This window comes from Streptomyces sp. NBC_00727, assembly GCF_045161745.1.
Classification (GTDB): domain Bacteria; phylum Actinomycetota; class Actinomycetes; order Streptomycetales; family Streptomycetaceae; genus Streptomyces.
The window spans coordinates 4778364-4796028 of the sequence record NZ_CP108981.1 but is presented as its reverse complement, the minus strand read 5'-3'; the positions used below and the strand labels follow the sequence as shown (position 1 = coordinate 4796028).

The 17665-nt window shown below is 72.1% G+C and carries 18 protein-coding genes; 9 read left to right on the top strand and 9 right to left on the bottom strand.

Features of this window, described 5'->3' with window-relative positions; all coding sequences use genetic code 11:
• Positions 1-23: 23 nt before the first annotated feature.
• The 3 genes from OG242_RS21885 to OG242_RS21875 form a co-directional block, all read right to left on the bottom strand.
• The gene (locus tag OG242_RS21885; RefSeq protein WP_405899768.1) at positions 24-1784 is read right to left on the bottom strand and encodes a DUF3492 domain-containing protein; all 1761 of its coding nucleotides are present in this window, start codon (positions 1782-1784) and stop codon (positions 24-26) included.
• A 220-nt stretch (positions 1785-2004) separates the two neighbouring features.
• On the bottom strand, positions 2005-3336 hold the full coding sequence (locus OG242_RS21880; RefSeq protein ID WP_405899767.1) for a DUF3152 domain-containing protein: 1332 nt from the start codon (positions 3334-3336) through the stop codon (positions 2005-2007).
• Entirely contained in the window at positions 3321-4286 is a 966-nt protein-coding gene (locus OG242_RS21875) for an alpha/beta fold hydrolase (RefSeq protein ID WP_405899766.1), read from the bottom strand. Before OG242_RS21875 ends, OG242_RS21880 begins: the two co-directional genes overlap by 16 nt.
• Positions 4287-4396: 110 nt before the next feature.
• Between OG242_RS21875 and OG242_RS21870 the strand changes: the two genes are divergently transcribed.
• The 4 genes from OG242_RS21870 (at position 4397) to OG242_RS21855 (ending at position 6254) form a co-directional block, all read left to right on the top strand.
• The gene (locus tag OG242_RS21870; RefSeq protein WP_405899765.1) at positions 4397-4612 is read left to right on the top strand and encodes a hypothetical protein; all 216 of its coding nucleotides are present in this window, start codon (positions 4397-4399) and stop codon (positions 4610-4612) included.
• A gap of 168 nt (positions 4613-4780) precedes the next feature.
• Positions 4781-5422, top strand: coding sequence for a TetR/AcrR family transcriptional regulator (locus OG242_RS21865; RefSeq protein ID WP_030915445.1), 642 nt, complete (start codon positions 4781-4783; stop codon positions 5420-5422).
• Positions 5423-5553: 131 nt separating this feature from the next.
• Entirely contained in the window at positions 5554-5781 is a 228-nt protein-coding gene (locus OG242_RS21860) for a DUF3107 domain-containing protein (protein WP_405899764.1), read from the top strand.
• A 203-nt stretch (positions 5782-5984) separates the two neighbouring features.
• A complete protein-coding gene (locus tag OG242_RS21855; RefSeq protein ID WP_405899763.1) occupies positions 5985-6254 on the top strand; it encodes a hypothetical protein in 270 nt (89 codons plus the stop codon).
• 11 nt (positions 6255-6265) lie between these two features.
• On the opposite strand, the gene OG242_RS21850 is transcribed toward OG242_RS21855, so the two are convergent.
• The gene (locus tag OG242_RS21850) at positions 6266-7000 is read right to left on the bottom strand and encodes a ferritin-like fold-containing protein (RefSeq protein WP_405899762.1); all 735 of its coding nucleotides are present in this window, start codon (positions 6998-7000) and stop codon (positions 6266-6268) included.
• A 444-nt stretch (positions 7001-7444) separates the two neighbouring features.
• Here OG242_RS21850 and OG242_RS21845 point away from each other — a divergent pair, with 444 nt between their 5' ends.
• Positions 7445-9358, top strand: coding sequence for a DEAD/DEAH box helicase (locus OG242_RS21845; RefSeq protein WP_405901691.1), 1914 nt, complete (start codon positions 7445-7447; stop codon positions 9356-9358).
• A 134-nt stretch (positions 9359-9492) separates the two neighbouring features.
• Entirely contained in the window at positions 9493-10332 is an 840-nt protein-coding gene (locus OG242_RS21840) for an alpha/beta fold hydrolase (RefSeq protein ID WP_405899761.1), read from the top strand.
• 32 nt (positions 10333-10364) lie between these two features.
• Here OG242_RS21840 and OG242_RS21835 read toward each other — a convergent pair whose 3' ends face one another.
• Positions 10365-11252 (bottom strand): NYN domain-containing protein, encoded by an 888-nt coding sequence (locus tag OG242_RS21835; RefSeq protein WP_018520872.1) that lies wholly within the window; start codon positions 11250-11252, stop codon positions 10365-10367.
• A 218-nt stretch (positions 11253-11470) separates the two neighbouring features.
• On the opposite strand from OG242_RS21835, the gene OG242_RS21830 reads away from it, so the two are divergent.
• Positions 11471-11623 (top strand): hypothetical protein, encoded by a 153-nt coding sequence (locus OG242_RS21830; protein WP_018520873.1) that lies wholly within the window; start codon positions 11471-11473, stop codon positions 11621-11623.
• An 89-nt stretch (positions 11624-11712) separates the two neighbouring features.
• Here the strand turns inward: OG242_RS21830 and OG242_RS21825 are convergent, their stop codons facing one another.
• The 3 genes from OG242_RS21825 to OG242_RS21815 form a co-directional block, all read right to left on the bottom strand.
• Positions 11713-12318, bottom strand: a complete 606-nt coding sequence (locus tag OG242_RS21825) for a MarC family protein (protein ID WP_026242543.1) — start codon at positions 12316-12318, stop codon at positions 11713-11715.
• Between the two features lie 133 nt (positions 12319-12451).
• Positions 12452-13318 carry a PHP domain-containing protein gene (locus tag OG242_RS21820; protein WP_405899760.1) on the bottom strand — a complete coding sequence of 289 codons (867 nt, stop codon included), beginning with the start codon at positions 13316-13318 and terminating at the stop codon, positions 12452-12454.
• Between the two features lie 87 nt (positions 13319-13405).
• Positions 13406-14050: a DUF6758 family protein gene (locus tag OG242_RS21815; RefSeq protein ID WP_405899759.1), complete on the bottom strand. Its 645-nt coding sequence runs from the start codon at positions 14048-14050 to the stop codon at positions 13406-13408.
• A 196-nt stretch (positions 14051-14246) separates the two neighbouring features.
• Between OG242_RS21815 and OG242_RS21810 the strand changes: the two genes are divergently transcribed.
• Positions 14247-15497: an MFS transporter gene (locus OG242_RS21810; protein ID WP_405899758.1), complete on the top strand. Its 1251-nt coding sequence runs from the start codon at positions 14247-14249 to the stop codon at positions 15495-15497.
• A 1-nt stretch (position 15498) separates the two neighbouring features.
• On the opposite strand, the gene OG242_RS21805 is transcribed toward OG242_RS21810, so the two are convergent.
• The gene (locus OG242_RS21805) at positions 15499-16134 is read right to left on the bottom strand and encodes a suppressor of fused domain protein (protein ID WP_405899757.1); all 636 of its coding nucleotides are present in this window, start codon (positions 16132-16134) and stop codon (positions 15499-15501) included.
• Between the two features lie 404 nt (positions 16135-16538).
• On the opposite strand from OG242_RS21805, the gene OG242_RS21800 reads away from it, so the two are divergent.
• The gene (locus tag OG242_RS21800; protein WP_405899756.1) at positions 16539-17660 is read left to right on the top strand and encodes a magnesium and cobalt transport protein CorA; all 1122 of its coding nucleotides are present in this window, start codon (positions 16539-16541) and stop codon (positions 17658-17660) included.
• Positions 17661-17665: the final 5 nt, after the last annotated feature.

The window sequence follows — 17665 nt, the reverse complement described above, 5'->3', positions numbered from 1 at the left end:
CGGCCGGGCCCGTCGGCCCGTGGTCACGCATCGCTGCCCCCGGCGCCCGCCCAGCTCGGGGTGCGGTCGGCACGTTCGCCCTCGGCCGGGACCGGCCAGTGGTCCCGGACGTGGGCCTCCGGCGGGGTGGCGAAGGGGCGCGGGGTGTCGTCGGTGGCCGGCAGGGGCCTCTCGCGTGCCGGGGCCCGTGCGATCAGGTCCAGGTAGATACCGCGGAAGGCGGCGAGATTCTGCTCGACCGTGAAGAGTTCGAGCGCCCGGGCGCGCGCCGCCGCACCCAGGCGTGCACGGCGCTCCGGATCACGCAGGAGCGCGACGCACGCGTCCGCGAGCGCCTGGGGGTTGCGCGGCGGGACCACGAGCCCCGTGCCGCCGATGACCTCGACGACCGCGCCGACGTCCGCCGACACCGTGGCCCGGCCGCAGAACATCGCCTCGACCAGGCTGATCGGGAAGCCCTCGACGACGCTGGAGAGCACCACGACACCGCCGGCCCCGTACGCCCGGGCCAGGTCGGGGACCTCGGCTCCGCCGATCTCCTCGAAGGTGACCGGGCCCTCCCCGTCGCCCGCGGTCCCGTCGGAGGGGAGGAGCTGGGCGGCCAGGGCGCGGCAGCGCGCCAGGTAGGCGGCGCCCGCCGGACCCGGGGCCGGGGCACCGATGATCCGCAGCCGGGCGTCCGGCTCGGCGAGGCGCACCTCGGCGAAGGCGTGCAGGAGGGTGATCAGGTCCTTGGCGGGCTCGATGCGGCCGACCCAGACGAGGGTGTCGGGGCCGCCGGCGTCCTCGCTCTCGCCGAGCGCCGCGAACCGGGCGGACTCCATGCCGGGGTAGACGGTCCGCACCTTCGCGGGGTCGGCTCCGCACCGCTCCTGCCAGCGGCGGGCGTGGGTGTTGCCGGGGGTGATGAGCGCGGCCTGCCGGTAGACCTCGGTGGCGAGCAGTCCGTGGAAGTTGGCGAGGAGCGCGCGCACCGGCGCACCGGCCGGCGCGCCGCCGGACGCGAGGTAGTGCGCCCGGACCCGCACGGCGTGCTCGGTGACCAGCAGCGGGACACCGAAGAAGCGTTTGGCCAGCAGACCCGGGAGGGCGGCGACACCGCCCGCCGTCGCGTGGCAGAGGTCGACGGCACCGAGGCCGTCCTCGTCGTACCAGTCGAGGGAGAGGGGGCGCAGCGCCCGGTCCAGTTCGGCGGTGAAGGCGAGGAGGTCGGCGACGGAGGCGGTCTGGACGGTGCGTCCGGTGCCGGGCGCCCGGCAGCCGGCCTCCAGGATGCGCACGGCCGTCTCGGAGCGCAGGGCGGCGGGCAGTCCGCCGTGCTCGAAGGCGAGTTCGGCGAGGCCGTAGAGGCCGCGCGTGAACCGCTCGTCCGCGAGCCGGCGCCCGGTCCCGGACGCGTCGGCCCCGGCTTCCGTCTCCGCCCGTTCGCGGTCCGCCGCACCGCAGACCGCGGCCGCCAGGTCCGTGAGGTGGGTGGTGAAGAGGCGTCGTTCGCGCCGGGCGTAGGTCCGCGCGCCCCCTCCGGTGAACAGCCGGGCGAGCGGTCCGCGGGGGGCGCGCAGGCCGAGGGCCTCCTCGCCGGTGGTCCACAGGGGCGCCGTCCGCACTCCGGCGACCTGGGCCGGGAGCCGGACCCAGCCCTGCGCCTCCTGTTCGGCGGAGCGGCTGAGCGCGAAGAGGTCGAACTCGTGCTGGGCGAGCCCGCGTACCAGACGGTCGCACCAGAGTCTGGACTCACCGGTCGCGTACGGGTAGCCACCGTCGGTGAGCAGTCCGATCCGCACGAGCGCACCCCCGATCTCCCTTGTGAGCGGCCACCGTTGAATCGGCGACTCGCGGCGGGACGACCGTAAGCGGATACGCCGGTGGCGCGACGGACGGTTGTCCATCGCGCCACCGAAAGGGGTGAACCGGCGTAACTTTCCCACTCCCGTAGCGTTCTGTCGCGCTATAGAGGCGGAGGGTCACCGGAAGGGCGGCTCACAAAGGCCGCTTGATACCCGCTCAGTCCTCGGGATACACCCAGGGGTTGGGGCGGCATTTGACGTTGTTGAGGTTCAGCGTCTTGGTCTGCTGCTGCATGACCGGCGCGAGGGCGCCCTTCGTCCGGCAGCTCGCATGGTTGTGGCCGAGCCGGTGGCCGACCTCGTGATTGATCAGCATCTGCCGGTACGAGAACAGCTTGTCCGGACCGAAGGTCGCCGAACCCTGGGCCCAGCGATAGGCGTTGATCATCACGCGCTCGGTGGCGGCCGAGTCGCAGGAGACGTTGTCCTCCATGGTGTCCAGGCCCGACTTCTCGCACCACTTCCCGGTCGTGCCGGGGCTGGCCAGGGTGATGACGAAGTCAGGATCGCCCTCGGAGATCCGTTCGAAGGTCATGTCGCCGTCGTGTGCCCAGCTCCGGTCGTCGTTGAGCGTCTTCTGGACGGCCTGGGCGAAGAGTTGCGCGTCGAGCCCGAGCCCCTTCTCGACGTCGATCCGGTAGCGGTGCTTCGCCCCCTTGCCCGGCGCCTTCGCGGTGCCGGGCACGGTCTCGAACTTCCCCGAGCCGGTCAGCGCCGGAGACAGCGGATAGGGCTTGGCCATTTTCTGTTCGTACGTAAGGGGCTTGACGGCCGCCGCCTCGGGCGAGGGGGTCGTACGGCTGTCGGAACGGGAGGCGTCGTCCTGCTCGTCCCGGTCGACGCCCGCGGCCTGTGCGGCGCCGCTCCCGGAGGTGCGGTCGTGGGCGACCTGACCGGCCACGACGACCGCGAGCACGGTGGTCACCGCGGCGGCGGCGATGCCGGTGAACGTACGCCCCTTGCCGCCCCTGGGGTCCTTAACCGGGGCCGGGTGCGGTTCCTCGACGCGCGGGGACTCCGCCTCGCGCGCGTCCCAGTCGGTGACGGAGCGGTACGGGTCCTCGGGCGCCGCGCTCCGCCGGCGCGGGGCGGGCGGTGCGGACTGCGCGGGCTGTTCGGGCGACGGGGCGTCGAACGCCTCGACGAAATCGCGCCGCGGGCCCGGTATGAACGGCCGGGCGCCGGTGGACTGCTGCTGGTCCGCGGGGTGCGGGACGCCGGGCCGGGCGCCGGGTGCGCGCATCGGGCCCGTGCCCCAGCCGCCGCCGGGTTCACGCTGTTCGGGGTGGCCGCCGCGCACCTCGGGCGCCCCCGGGAAGGGGCCGGGGGCGGCCGGTCCCGCCTGCCGTCTGCGCCGGCCGGTGCCGGCGGCGGGCCGGGCGGCCTCGCGCCCCGCCTCGTTCGCCTCGGTCTGCCCGGTCCCGGGCGCGCTGGGCCCAGGGCCCTTCCGGCTGTGTCGTCCCACGCCCTGGATCAGCTCCCGCCGCATTCGTCGAGCAATTCCCGGAACGCCTGGGCGACCGCCTCCGGGTACTCCATCATCGCCACGTGCCCGGCGTCGGGCAGTGTCAGCAGGCGCGCGTCGCGGAAGGCCGCGGACGCCCTGCGGGCCATCCGGAACGAGACGAGCTGGTCTCGTCCGCCGTACACCAGCTGGGTCGGCGCGAGCACCCGCTCGGCCTGGCGCCACAGCCCGTGCTGTCCGCCCAGCGTGTACGCGTCGACGATGCCACGGGCGGAACGCGCCATGGCGTCCCAGAAGTACGGCAGTTCCAGCCGGCGCTCCATTTCGGCCACCGCGTCGCGGAGGCCCGAATCGGAGACCCGTGCCGGATCGCCGTAACAGAGTGCCATGACTCCGCGGGTGCGGTCCTCCGCGGTCCAGTCCCGGGTCAGCCGGGCGAACAGGGAGGCGACGCCCGGGAGTGCGAGCAGGGCGGTCGGGGCGGCCGAGCGCTGGACCCGGATCTCGGGGAGCGCGGGCGAGACGAGGGTGAGCGTACGCACCAGGTCGGGGCGGACCGCGGCGACCCGGGTGGCCACCGCGCCGCCCAGCGAGTTGCCGAACAGGTGGACGGGGCCGCGTTGCTGGGCGTCCAGGAGACGGATGACCGCGCGGGCGTGCCCGGTGACCGAGTAGTTGCCGTCGTCCGGGGGCGGCGAGTCGCCGAAACCGGGCAGGTCGACGGCCTCGCAGTCGGCCAGTTCCTCCAGCAGCGGCATCAGGGCCGTCCAGTTCTGCGAGGAGCCGCCGAGGCCGTGCACGAAGAGGGCGGGCGGCAGTCCGGGCCCCCGGGACGGCCGCGAACGGAGGGTGAGCGTCAGGCCGGGCAGCTCGACGGAGCGCAGCCGCTCCCCCTCCGCGACCCTGACGGTGCTCACCGTGGGGGACACCGCCGCGGCGACGGCGCGGACTCCCGGCAGCTCGGTCGAAGACATGCGGCAATGTTACGAGATGATCACACCGGGGTTTATGTGTTCGCCGTCACACGATCGCATAGCGGCTTTACGGGGTACCTCATAGGCTCGAACCGACGAAGGGAGTCACCATGACGGTCGACCCGAGGGACCCTGAGACCTTCGAGGACGTCCAGCCGGACGAGCCCGACCAGGAGACGCCCGAGGCGGACGCCGCCGAACAGCACGCGGACCTGCGTCCGGAGAGCGACGAACCGCTCACCGGTCTCGACCGCGGCGGTGCCAGCGAGGCGGATGCGGCGGACCAGGCCCGCACCGTTCCCCAGGATGAGGACGATTACCGCTGATACGTCCCGCTCTGCGCCCCGGGCCGGACAACCTGCGGCTACCGCAGCCGTCCGGTCCGTGAAATTCTGCGTCCGCGCCGCGCATACCGGGGTTACCCAAAAGTACGATGTCGGTATGGCGCGGCACGTACGGAACCGCTGTGTCGGACCACGAATTTGGGAGGCGGCGTGACAGCCATCGAGCAGACCGAGGCGGCGCGCCCGCGGGGCACTCGCCTGCCCCGCCGCGCCCGACGCAACCAATTGCTGGGAGCCGCGCAGGAGGTCTTCGTCGCGCAGGGCTATCACTCCGCGGCGATGGACGACATCGCGGAGCGCGCCGGAGTGAGCAAGCCGGTGCTCTACCAGCACTTCCCGGGCAAGCTGGAGCTCTATCTGGCCCTTCTCGACCAGCACTGCGAGTCGCTGCTCCAGGCGGTGCGCACGGCGCTGGCGTCGACCACCGACAACAAACTGCGCGTGGCCGCGACGATGGACGCGTACTTCGCGTACGTGGAGGACGAGGGCGGCGCCTTCCGGCTGGTCTTCGAGTCCGACCTGACCAACGAGCCCGCCGTGCGCGAACGCGTGGACCGGGTCTCGCTCCAGTGCGCCGAGGCGATCTCCGACGTGATCGCGGGCGACACGGGCCTGTCCAAGGACGAGTCCATGCTCCTCGCGGTGGGCCTCGGCGGGGTGTCCCAGGTGGTCGCCCGGTACTGGCTGTCCAGCCAGTCGGCCATTCCGCGCGACACGGCGGTCCAGCTGCTCACCTCGCTGGCCTGGCGGGGCATCGCCGGCTTCCCGCTGCACGGCATCGACCAGCACTGACCGCCCGGCGGCCGCCCGTGTTCGCTGCGGGCGTGCCCCGGGGAGCCCTGACGAGTCCCCTCAGCGGGCTAATGTGTGCTGCGTACGGCGCGGTTCACCGCGCAGGGACTGACCGTCGGAGGGACATAGCCGTGGAGGTCAAGATCGGGGTGCAGCACTCGCCCCGGGAGATCGTTCTGGAGAGCGGGCTTTCCGCCGAAGAGGTCGAGAGCGCGGTGTCCGAGGCTCTCGCCGGCAAGGCGCAGCTGCTCAGCCTCACGGACGAGAAGGGCCGCAAGGTCCTCGTGCCGGCCGACCGGATCGCCTACGTGGAGATCGGCGAGCCCAGCACTCGACGGGTCGGGTTCGGCACGCTCTGAGGCGTACGGACGCGGAGACCGCGGAAGCGGCCCGGCGGGGATTCCCCCGCCGGGCCGCTTCTCGTCGTTTCGCCGCCGGTGCCGTGCCCCAGCTGTGCGTCGGCTGGGCGAAGCCTGTGCGCCGAAGGGTTGTGACCGGCCGCTCACGGGTAGTACGAGCAGGACAGAAGCGCCCGTTCCGTATACCTGCGAGGTGATCGTCCGTGATCGTTGAAGCGTTGAGCGCCGTCGTGCTCGGAGCAGTCCTCTCCTGGGTGGCACTGCGCTCATTGCCGGGCCGTCTCCCCGCCCGGCGGACCGTGTTCGGTACGGGGGCGCTGGGGGCCGTCTTCGGCGCGTCCCTGATGCACTCGGTGCTGGGGAAGGACCACGCGGCGGCCACCGTGGTCGGCGCCGTGCTGATCGCCGCCGTCACGGTGTCCCTGCTGATCCGGCCGCGCAGCCGCCGGCTGAGCCGGTCGGCCGCCGCCTGACACCGGCTCTCCTACGCGGCCAGCCCCAGGGCGGCCATGCGCTTGGTGTGCGCCTCGGTGATCCGCGAGAACATCCGGCCGACCTCCGCCAGGTCGAAGCCGTCCGCGACCCCGCCGACCAGCATCGTCGACAGCGCGTCCCGGTCCGCGACCACGCGCTGCGCCTGCGAGAGCGCCTCGCCCATCAGCCGCCGCGCCCACAGCGCCAGCCGGCCGCCGAGCCGCGGGTCCGCCTCGATCGCCGCGCGCACCTTCTCGACGGCGAAGTTGCCGTGACCCGTGTCGTCGAGCACGGCGAGGACCAGGGAGCGGGTGTCGGAATCGAGCCGGACCGCGACCTCCCGGTAGAAGTCGCTGGCGATCGAGTCGCCGACGTACGCCTTGACCAGGCCCTCCAGCCAGTCGGAGGGAGCGGTCTGGCGGTGGAAGTCGTCGAGCGCCCGGGCGAACGGCTCCATGGCGGCGGTCGGCTCCACCTCGACGGCCGTGAGCCGCTGGGTGAGCTGCTCGAAGTGGTGGAACTCGGCGGACGCCATCTTCGCCAGCTCTGCCTTGTCGCCCAGGGTCGGCGCGAGCTTGGCGTCCTCGGCGAGCCGCTCGAAGGCCGCGAGCTCCCCGTAGGCGAGTGCGCCCAGCAGATCGACGACGGCGGCCCGGTACTGCGGCTGCGTGGACGCGGTGGCCCAGTCCTGGTCGGCGATTCTGGTCGTCGCGGGGGTTTCAGTGGCGTTGTCAGGCGTCTCCATGCAGCGCAGAATAGCCCGCCCGAGCGGGAGCCGAAGGGCCCGGCCGTCGACCCACATCACACCGATCCGACGAATTCACCCGACACAGATGCGCGGATCCGGGGTACAGTGGTAATGCGCTTACTGAGCACTTTGCATCTGCTCGTGGCGCGAAACTGAATGAGGATGCCCGGTCGGTGGCCCGATCGGCTCCGACCCGACAGCCCTCCACGCGGTGCGTGCACACGTACGACCGCAGATGAGGGGCCCCCTCAGCGGCACGAGCGCTCGAGCGACGGCAGTGGTCCCGCGCCACCCGGCACATCCGCCGGATGACCAACCCCGGCACGGTACGACCCCCTTCGTTCGCCTCGGACCGCGTCTCACAGAAGAGGCAGCACCCTGACTACGTTCCGAGACCTCGGGATTCTTTCCGAGACGGCCGAGGCCCTTGAGGCCGTCGGCATCACGTCCCCCTTCCCCATCCAGGAGCTCACGCTCCCCGTCGCCCTCTCCGGCTCCGACGTCATCGGCCAGGCCAAGACCGGCACCGGCAAGACGCTCGGCTTCGGGCTTCCGCTGCTGGAGCGCGTCACCGTCCTCGCCGACGTCGAGGCGGGCCGCGCGAAGCCGGAGGAGCTCACCGACTCCCCGCAGGCCCTGATCGTCGTCCCCACCCGCGAGCTGTGCCAGCAGGTCACGAACGACCTGCTCACCGCCGGCAAGGTGCGCAACGTCCGGGTCCTCGCGATCTACGGCGGCCGCGCCTACGAGCCCCAGGTCGAGGCCCTCAAGAAGGGCGTCGACGTGATCGTCGGCACCCCCGGCCGGCTGCTCGACCTCGCGGGCCAGCGCAAGGTGGACCTCTCCAAGGTCCGCGCGCTCGTCCTCGACGAGGCCGACGAGATGCTGGACCTGGGCTTCCTGCCCGATGTCGAGCGCATCATCACGATGCTGCCGGCCAAGCGCCAGACCATGCTGTTCTCGGCCACCATGCCGGGCGCGGTCATCTCGCTCGCCCGCCGCTACATGTCGCAGCCGACGCACATCAACGCCACCTCGCCCGACGACGAGGGCACGACCGTCAAGAACACGGCGCAGTACGTCTACCGCGCCCACTCGATGGACAAGCCCGAGATGGTCTCGCGCATCCTCCAGGCCGAGGGCCGCGGGCTCGCGATGATCTTCTGCCGCACCAAGCGCACCGCGGCCGACATCGCGGAGCAGCTGGAGCGGCGCGGCTTCGCCTCCGGCGCGGTCCACGGCGACCTCGGCCAGGGCGCCCGCGAGCAGGCGCTGCGCGCCTTCCGCAACGGCAAGGTCGACGTGCTGGTCTGCACCGACGTCGCCGCCCGCGGTATCGACGTCGAGGGCGTGACCCACGTCATCAACTACCAGTCGCCCGAGGACGAGAAGACCTACCTGCACCGCATCGGCCGGACCGGCCGCGCGGGCGCCAAGGGCATCGCGATCACGCTGGTCGACTGGGACGACATCCCGCGCTGGCAGCTGATCAACAAGGCCCTGGACCTGAAGTTCCCGGACCCGGTCGAGACGTACTCGACCTCCCCGCACCTGTACGAGGACCTCGACATCCCGGCCGGCACCAAGGGTGTCCTGCCGCGTGCCGAGCGCACCCGCGCCGGTCTCGGGGCCGAGGAGATCGAGGACCTCGGCGAGACGGGCGGCCGCGGCCGCAAGTCCGCCGCGCCGGCCCCCGCCGCCCGTGAGGAGCGCGCCCCGCGCACGCCGCGTCAGCGCCGTCGTACCCGTGGGGGTTCCTCGGTCGACGAGGGCGCGGTCACCGTGCCCGCGCCGGCCGCCGAAGCCGACGCCGAGACGGCCGACGCCCCGCGCACCCCGCGCCGCCGCCGGCGCACCCGGGTCGGTGCGGCGGAGGTCGCCGCCGAGGCCGCGGTCGCCGTGGCCGAGGCCCCCGTGGCCGTGGAGTCCGAGCCGGAGGCCGAGCCGAAGAAGCGCACCCGGACCCGGGCCGCCAAGCCCAGGACGGAGGCCGTGGCCGCCGAGGTCGTCGCGGAGACCACGTCCGCCGAGGCCGAGGTCGAGGCCAAGCCGCGTCGCCGCCGCGCCCGCGCCGCCAAGCCGGTGGCCGATGAGGCCGCCTTCCAGGCCGCACCGGTCGCCGAGCCGGAGGCGCCCGCCGTCACCCGGCCGCGCCGTCGCCGGGTGATCAAGCCGGTCGAGGACGAGGTCGACTTCCAGATCGCGCCGATCTCCGAGCCCGAGCCGGTGCGCCGCCGCACGCGTACGGCCGCCAAGCCGAAGACGGAGGCCGTGGCGGAGACCGCGACCGCCGAGGGCGAGGCCAAGCCGCGCCGGCGCCGCGCACCGCGCGCCACCGCGAAGGCCGAGGGCTGAGCGGACCAGGCACCACCTGACGGGCGGCCCCGGGGATCCTTCCCCGGGGCCGCCCGTCGTTCGCGCACCGGACCGGTGCGGTCCTCCAGGCATCCCCGAGCGCCGTCCCGCGCGCCACGAATTAACCTCGTCCCATGAGCAGGCCACCCACCTTCATCCCGCCCTCCTGTGCCCGGGCCCGTGCGCTGCCCACCGCGCGCGGGGAGTTCGCCGTGCTGGACGCGGCCCCCTCCGGCACCCCGCGCGGCACCGCGCTCCTCGTGCCCGGGTACACCGGCAGCAAGGAGGACTTCATCGCCCTGCTGGAACCGCTCGCGGAGGCCGGATACCGCGCCGTCGCCGTGGACGGGCGCGGGCAGTACGAGAGCGCCGGGTCGGACGACCCCCGGGTGTACGCGCAGGACGAGCTGGCCCGTGACGTGCTCGCGCAGGCCGCCGCGCTCGACCGGGGTGCGGTGCACCTGGTGGGGCACTCGCTGGGCGGGCAGATCGGCCGCGCCGCCGTCCTGCTCGACGCCACGCCGTTCCGCTCGCTGACCCTGATGTCCTCGGGGCCCGCCGAGGTCGTGGAGGCGCAGCAGGTCAAGCTGAAGATCCTCGGTGACGCGCTGGCGACCATGACCATGGACGACGTCTGGGCCGCGATGCGCGCGTTCGACCCGCCGGCCGAGGCGGACACGGACGGCGAGGACCTGCGGCGGCGCTGGCTGCGCCACCACCCGGCCCAGCTGATCGCCACGGGCCGTCAGCTGGCCACCGAACCGGACCGGGTGGCCGAGGTGGCCGCGGCGGGGCTGCCGGTGCACGTCGTGTCCGGTGAGGCCGACGACGTCTGGCCGGTGCCGGTGATCGACGAGATGGCCGTACGTATGGGGGCGCACCGGACCCGGATCGAGGGCGCCGAGCACTCCCCCAACACGGACCGGCCGCAGGAGACCGCCGCGGCGCTCGTCGCCTTCTGGGATGGCCTGTAGCGGTTCCTCGTACGCCCTCTTCGGCGCTGCCCTCAGTACTGCGCCTGGAGGTGCTGCCAGAAGCCGTCGCGCAGGGCCCGCCGCAGTGGTGGGTGGCCGCGCAGGGAGCGCTGGAGGAGGCGTTCGGCCTCGTGCAGCAGGTCCTGGTCGACCGAGCCGGGCAGGAAGGGGTGGCCGGGCAGCAGGTCGGCCAGCGATTCCCGGCCGCGCGCGGCGAGCCAGGCCGCCGCGATCTGCGCGCCGACGAACTGGACGTCCTCCCGGGAGGGCGCGGGGGCGTCCTCCTCGTACGTGGTGACGGCGCGTCTGGTCACGTACGGGCGGCAGAAGTCCAGGTCGAAGGTGCGCTGGCTGTCCACCTCCCAGAGCAGCGGCTCCGCCTGGTTGCGCCCCTCGCCCGCTTCGATGCCCCACAGGTGGACCCGGGCGCCGTAGCCCTGCGCGGCCTCGACGGCGGACACCAGGTCCTCGTCGCCGCCGACGAGCGCGGCGTCGCTGATGGCCCGGTGGCGGGCGAGCGACTCCAGGTCGGTGCGGATGAGGGAGTCGACGCCCTTCTGCTGGTTGTTGGCGTTGAGGTTGCCGAGCCTGACCTTGACGTCGGGGAGTTCGGCGATGGTCTGCTGCTCGGTGGTGTGGATGCGGCGCCTGGCCCCGTCGTACCAGTACACGCGCAGCAGTCTGCTGTCCGCGAAGATGGTGCGGGCCTTGTCGATGAACGCCTCGATCAGCCCTTCGGCGTCGAGGTCGAAGGAGCGCCGGTCCTCGGTGCCGGTGACGAGCAGCCCGGCGGCGGCGTACACATAGCCCGCGTCCACGAAGATCGCGTGGGTGGAAGGGGTCTTCGAGACCTCGGCGAGGACGCGTTCGAGCAGGGCGTTGGTGCGGTCGAGGCGCTCGCCGATCTCCGCGACGTTCATGCGGGTCCCGTCGCGCTGCCGGTCGACACCCGTTGGATTACCAGCTGGTAGTTAGACATCCAAAAAATTTCCTTAGCGTAGGGAATGTTTGCAGGGGGCAAGCCGTTGTAACCACCGTGGGGCGCTCGACACGTATGCCTGGCGCTCCTCATCCTTGCGGACGGGACACCGTCCGCCCAGTAGTTCTCCAGCAGGAGGATCAGACGAAGGGAAGCCCTATGCGCTTCGAGATCATGCGACTCGACGACGTCGACGGTACCGCCGTGGACAGCACCGTCGTGGACGCCGCCTCCGTCAACCGGATCGTGCAGCAGGCCGCCGCCACGGGCCAGCGCATCTATATCCGACCGGCCGAAAGTCCGGCTTCATAACACCTTGCCGATGTGAGTTGTCGACGTAACGAAGACGAAGCGCCCCCGTACGGAACGTCCGTGCGGGGGCGCTGCTGCGTCCGGCGTCGTCAGGTGCCCTGGATGACCTGGGTGACGCCGTTGATGATCTGCTGCACGGCGATGGCGGACAGCATCATGCCCGCCAGCCTGGTGACGAGGACGACGCCGCCGTCCTTGATGACGCGGATGATCAGCAGCGAGTAGCGCATGGTCAGCCAGAGCACGATGTGCATGGCGAGGATCGCCGTCCAGACGGAGACCTGGCTCGCCGCGCTGTCGGCGTGCTGCACGGCGAGGATCACGGAGACGATCGCGCCGGGCCCGGCCAGCAGCGGCATGCCGAGCGGTACGAGGGCGACGTTGACGTCCTTGGTCTGCGTCGGCTCGTCGGTCTTGCCGGTCAGCAGGTCGAGTGCGATGAGCAGCAGGAGCAGACCGCCGGCGATCATCAGCGCGGGCACGGAGACGTGGAGATAGTCCAGGATCTGCTGGCCGAGCACGCCGAAGACGGCGATGACGCCGAAGGCGACGGCGACGGCCTGGAGCGCCATCCGGCGCTGCACCTTGGCGGGGCGGCCCGCGGTGAGGGCGAGGAAGATCGGAGTGATTCCGGGCGGATCCATAATCACGAAAAGCGTGAGAAAAAGGGATCCGAAGACAGCGACGTCGAACACGGGTGAGCCTTGCGGGGAGAGAGCGGGCATGCGGTGGGTGGCCGCGGGGAAGGGGCGCACCGAACCGCCGCCCGGACGTGCCGGACGGCGGCGGGGTGTACTGGGAAACGAGCGGGTAAGGACCCGGTGGCCGTTACGCGGCGGCGGGTCCGCCGGTGCCCGGCACCGGGAAGGCTCCCGTGGCGCGCCGGGTGATCTCGCCGTAGATCTCGGGGTCGGTGGTGTACGCGCCGAGCTCCACTGTCTTGCGGCTGCCGTGGTAGTCGCTGGAGCCGGTCGTCAGCAGCCCGAGCTCGCGGGCGAGCGCGCGCAGCCGGGCCCTGGCCGGGTCGTCGTGGTCCATGTGGTCGACCTCGATGCCGTCGAGCCCGGCGGCGGCCAGCTCGGCGATCCGCGCCTCCGGGACCGTGCGGCCGCGTTTGACGGCGGCCGGGTGGGCGAAGACGGTGACGCCGCCCGCGGCCTTGACGAGCCGGATCGCGTCGAAGGGGTCCAGCTCGTGCTTCTCCGCGTACGCGCGTCCGCCGTCGCCGAGCCACTCGGGCGTGAAGGCGTCCGACACGGTCGGGACGAGGCCCAGCTCGACGAGGGCGGTGGCGACGTGCGGCCGGCCGACCGAGCCGTCGCCTGCGATGCGGGCGACCTGCTCCCAGGTGACGGGCACGCCCAGCTCCTGGAGCTTGCGGACCATGGTCCGGGCGCGCGGCACCCGGTCGTCGCGCACCAGTTCGCGCTCGCGGGCGAACTCGGGCTCGTCCGGGTCGAAGAGGTACGCCAGCATGTGCAGGCCCACGCCGTCGAGGCGGCAGGAGAGCTCGGCGCCCGTGACGAGGGTGAGCCCTTCCGGCAGGGCGGCGACGGCCTCGGCGTGCCCGCGCACGGTGTCGTGGTCGGTGAGGGCGACGACGTCGAGGCCCGCGGCAGCGGCATTGCGCACCAGCTCGGCGGGGCTGTCCGTGCCGTCCGACGCGGTGGAGTGGGTGTGCAGGTCGATGCGCACGACTCGGACTCCAGTGCTCGCGGCGGTCGGGGGGACACCCCAGGATAACCGGCGCGCGGGATCGGTCCGGCCGCCGCCGAGGTCCGGTCAGGGGCCAGTCAGCAGGCGGGGTGTCAGCGCGCCGCAGGGCACCAGGTCGACCTCTCCCCCGGCGTCCCGCAGGTCCGTCAGCACCAGCTCGTCGTACATGAGCAGCCCGGACTGCTCGGGCCACACGATGGCCCAGAGCCACAGGCCGCACGCCTCGCCGGCGAAGACGGCCCGGTCCGGGGGCGCGTCCTTGACGTGCCAGAGCGGGGTGGGGTGGCCGGCGGCGAGCACCTTGGAGTCCGGGGGGCCGTCCACCCGCAGCGAGGGCCCGGGGTCGGGGCCGTCGATGCCCGCGTACCGCGCGCCGAGCCCGACGCCCAGCTCCTCCGCGACGAGCAGCAGCTCGCCCATGCCGCCGAGCGGCCCGGGTCCGGAGCAGGCGACGGCGGTGGCGCGGCCGCCGGTGCGGTCGTCGCCTGCGCAGGCCACGCCCGTGAACAGCCAGCCCACCGGGAGCGGCCAGGGCATCCACACGGGCACCTGGGCCCGGTGCACCACCACACCGAGCGCCTCGACGCTCGGCGGGACGACCGGCTGGAGCGGATGGACGCTGCCGTGGACATCGCACTGCCAGGTGTCGGCGAAGAGCCCGGGCGCCCTGACCCGGCCTCCGCACTTCGGGCAACTTGGTTCGCCCCTCATACCGTCCAACGGTCCTCTCCGGCCGTCGCCGCGTCAAGGACGATCACCCTCGCGCGGCGCGTACGAAGGACTCTCTACCCCGGTACCGTCCGGCCACCGGGCCCCCACCGGCCAATCTAGATGTAACTTGCATTCATTAGGTTCTCTAACTTATTCTGTGCATAACACATCGCTCCAGTGGAGAGGGAGAGGTCCCATGCCGTCAGAGGCAGCACCGGGAGAGGATCCGTTCAACCAGGAGCCGGTCAGCATCCTGCGCCAGCCGAAGGCCGTCTGGGCCACGGCGGGCGCTTCCGTCGTCGCGTTCATGGGCATCGGCCTGGTGGACCCGATCCTGCCGTCCATCGCCAAGGGCCTGGACGCGACGCCGAGCCAGGTGTCGCTGCTCTTCACCTCGTACTTCCTGATCACCGCCGTCGCGATGCTGGTGACCGGCTTCGTCTCCAGCCGCATCGGCGGCCGCAAGACGCTGCTGGCCGGGCTGGCGCTCGTGGTGGTCTTCGCGGCGCTCTCCGGGACCTCCTCGTCCGTCGCCGAACTGGTCGGCTTCCGGGCCGGCTGGGGTCTGGGCAACGCGCTGTTCGTCTCGACCGCGCTCGCGGTGATCGTCGGGGCGGCGGCCGGCGGCAGCTCGGCGGCGATCCTGCTGTACGAGTCGGCGCTCGGGCTCGGCATGGCGTGCGGGCCGCTGCTCGGCGCCCTGCTCGGTGACGCCAGCTGGCGCTACCCGTTCTTCGGGACGGCCGCGCTGATGGCGATCGGCTTCGTCTGCATCACGGCGTTCCTGAAGGAGCAGCCGAGGCCCGCCCGCAAGACGTCGCTGCTCGATCCCGTCAAGGCGCTCGGCCACGGCGGGCTCGCCTCCGTCGCGGCCTCCGCGTTCTTCTACAACTACGCGTTCTTCACGATCCTGGCGTTCACCCCGTTCGTGCTGAACATGACGCCGTACAAGTCCGGCGCCGTCTTCTTCGCCTGGGGCCTGCTGCTCGCGGTGTTCTCGGTGCTCGTCGCGCCCCGGCTGCAGCAGCGGTTCGGCTCGCTCAAGGTGCTCGGCGCCTCGCTCGTGCTGCTCGCCGCCGACCTGGTCGTCCTGGGCTACGGCAGCCACACGACGGCCGTCGTCTGCACGATCGTGTCCGGTGCGCTGATCGGCATGAACAACACCGTGTACACGGAGCTGGCCCTCGGCGTCTCGGACGCGCCGCGCCCGGTGGCCAGCGCGGGTTACAACTTCGTCCGCTGGTTCGCCGCCGCCGCGGCGCCCTACCTGGCCCCGAAGATCGAGGAGTGGAGCAACATCCACATCCCGTTCGTGGTCGCCGCCGCCGCCTCGGTCCTGGGCGCGGTCGTCGTCTGGGTACGGCGCTCCGCGCTGACCCACGAGGCGGAGGAACTGGAGCCGAAGCACGCCACGGAAGACGGCGTCACGGTCTTCGCCAACCAGTAACTCAGTCCAGCACCACGGAATGCCGCAGGGGATCGCGCAGGTCGGTCCCCTGCGACAGCCATTTCTCCTGCAGTTCCTGCGCCCCCCGGACCCGCTTCCAGGCGGCCTCGTTGTGCGTCATCGGCAGCAGCGGCAGGAAACGCACCGGTTCCAGCGTCCCGCCCGTCTCCCGACCGCCACCCCCCGCGGAGCCGCTGCGCGGCACAGCTTCATCCAGCTCCAGGTCCTCGACCAGTCCCCCGCTCTCCGCGACCAGCACCGAGGTGAAGGGCGCGCCCGGCCAGAGCGGCTCGCCCACGTCCAGCGACGCGCCCGGCGCCACGATCAGCCCCTCCACCTGCGGCGAGGCCGCGAGCACCGCGAGCTTGCGCAGCACCTGGTCGGTGTCGGCGAGCCCGCCCCGTACCGAGAGCACGAGTTCGGCGCGCGGGCCCTTCACCGGGTCGGCCAGGACGGCGGTCGGGTCGGACATCGGCTGGGCGGACATGCCGAGCGTGGCGTACCGCACGATGTCGCCGTCGATGAACCGGAGCACCTCGATCCGGTCCGTCCCGAGAAACGTCACCGCTGCGCGCGCGTCCGGTTCGCCCAGGGCCGTCCGCAGACGCGCCTCGACCAGAGCAAGAATTTCTGCCATGCCGTGAGCATAGGTCGCGTATCGAACGGGCAAAGTAAGGGATTGGGCCTGTACCGGCTGCTAGCCTGGGGTGTCGGCCGGGACAGCACGCAGAAGCGTTGCTCTCAAGTCCCGGGCGCTACGTCGTCCCCCACGGGGGACCGGCTGGAGGAGGTGGGGCTGCGGTGGATCCGAGTCGATCGTGCAGTACCAACCGCTCTTCCGCCGAGCGCCTCTCCGCGTGATCTGACACCCGGTCGGGGCCATGGCATGTCGCACAGCGGAAGAGCACGCCTTTTTGCCTGTCTGTAGCGAACGCCGTCATCGTGCCGCCGCGGTGCCGCCCGCTTTGCGGATGTGAGTCCACGTCCCCATTCCGGGCTGTTCCAGGCCCCCGACGACGGCCCTCCGTGAAGGAGCCAGCCATGTCGATGATCCGTGACCTGCGCGCCGCCGTGCGCCCCTCCCTGCGCAAGCCCGCCCCCCTGCACAACAGCTACGACACCACCCGCGACCCGTCCGCCTCCAGCGCGGTCGTCGACTGCGCGGTCTACCGCGACGGCCGCCGCATCCCCGAGGCGGACGGCACGTGCCGCACCCCGCACGAGGCGATGCTCCAGGTCCGCGAGGACGGCGGCTTCGCCTGGATCGGCCTGCACGAGCCGACCGAGGAGGAGTTCGCCGGCATCGCCCGGGAGTTCGGGCTGCACCCGCTGGCCGTGGAGGACGCGGTCCACGCCCATCAGCGCCCGAAGCTGGAGCGGTACGACGACACGCTGTTCACCGTCTTCAAGACCATCCACTACATCGAACACGCCGAACTGACCGCGACCAGCGAGGTCGTGGAGACCGGCGAGGTCATGTGCTTCACCGGCCGGGACTTCGTCATCACCGTCCGGCACGGCGGGCACGGCTCGCTGCGCGCCCTGCGCCACCGCCTGGAGGACGACCCCGAGCTGCTCGCCAAGGGCCCGTCCGCGGTGCTGCACTCCATCGCGGACCACGTCGTCGACGGGTACATCGCGGTGGCGGGCGCGGTGCAGGACGACATCGACGAGGTGGAGATCGAGGTCTTCTCCACGCCGGACAAGGGCAGTTCGCGCGGATCGGACGCCGGACGGATCTACCAGCTCAAGCGCGAGGTACTGGAGTTCAAGCGGGCCGTCTCCCCGCTGCTGCGCCCGATGCAGCTGCTGAGCGAGCGCCCGATGCGGCTCATCGACCCGGACATCCAGAAGTACTTCCGGGACGTCGCCGACCACCTGGTGCGCGTCCAGGAAGAGGTCATCGGCTTCGACGAGCTGCTGAACTCCATCCTTCAGGCCAACCTGGCGCAGGCGACCGTCGCGCAGAACGAGGACATGCGCAAGATCACGTCCTGGGCGGCGATCATCGCCGTACCGACGATGATCTGCGGGGTCTACGGCATGAACTTCCACCACATGCCGGAGCTGCGCTGGAAGTACGGCTATCCGATGGTGATGGGCGTCATCGGCGTGGTCTGCTTCTCCATCCACCGCATGCTCAAGCGCAACGGCTGGCTCTAAGCTCT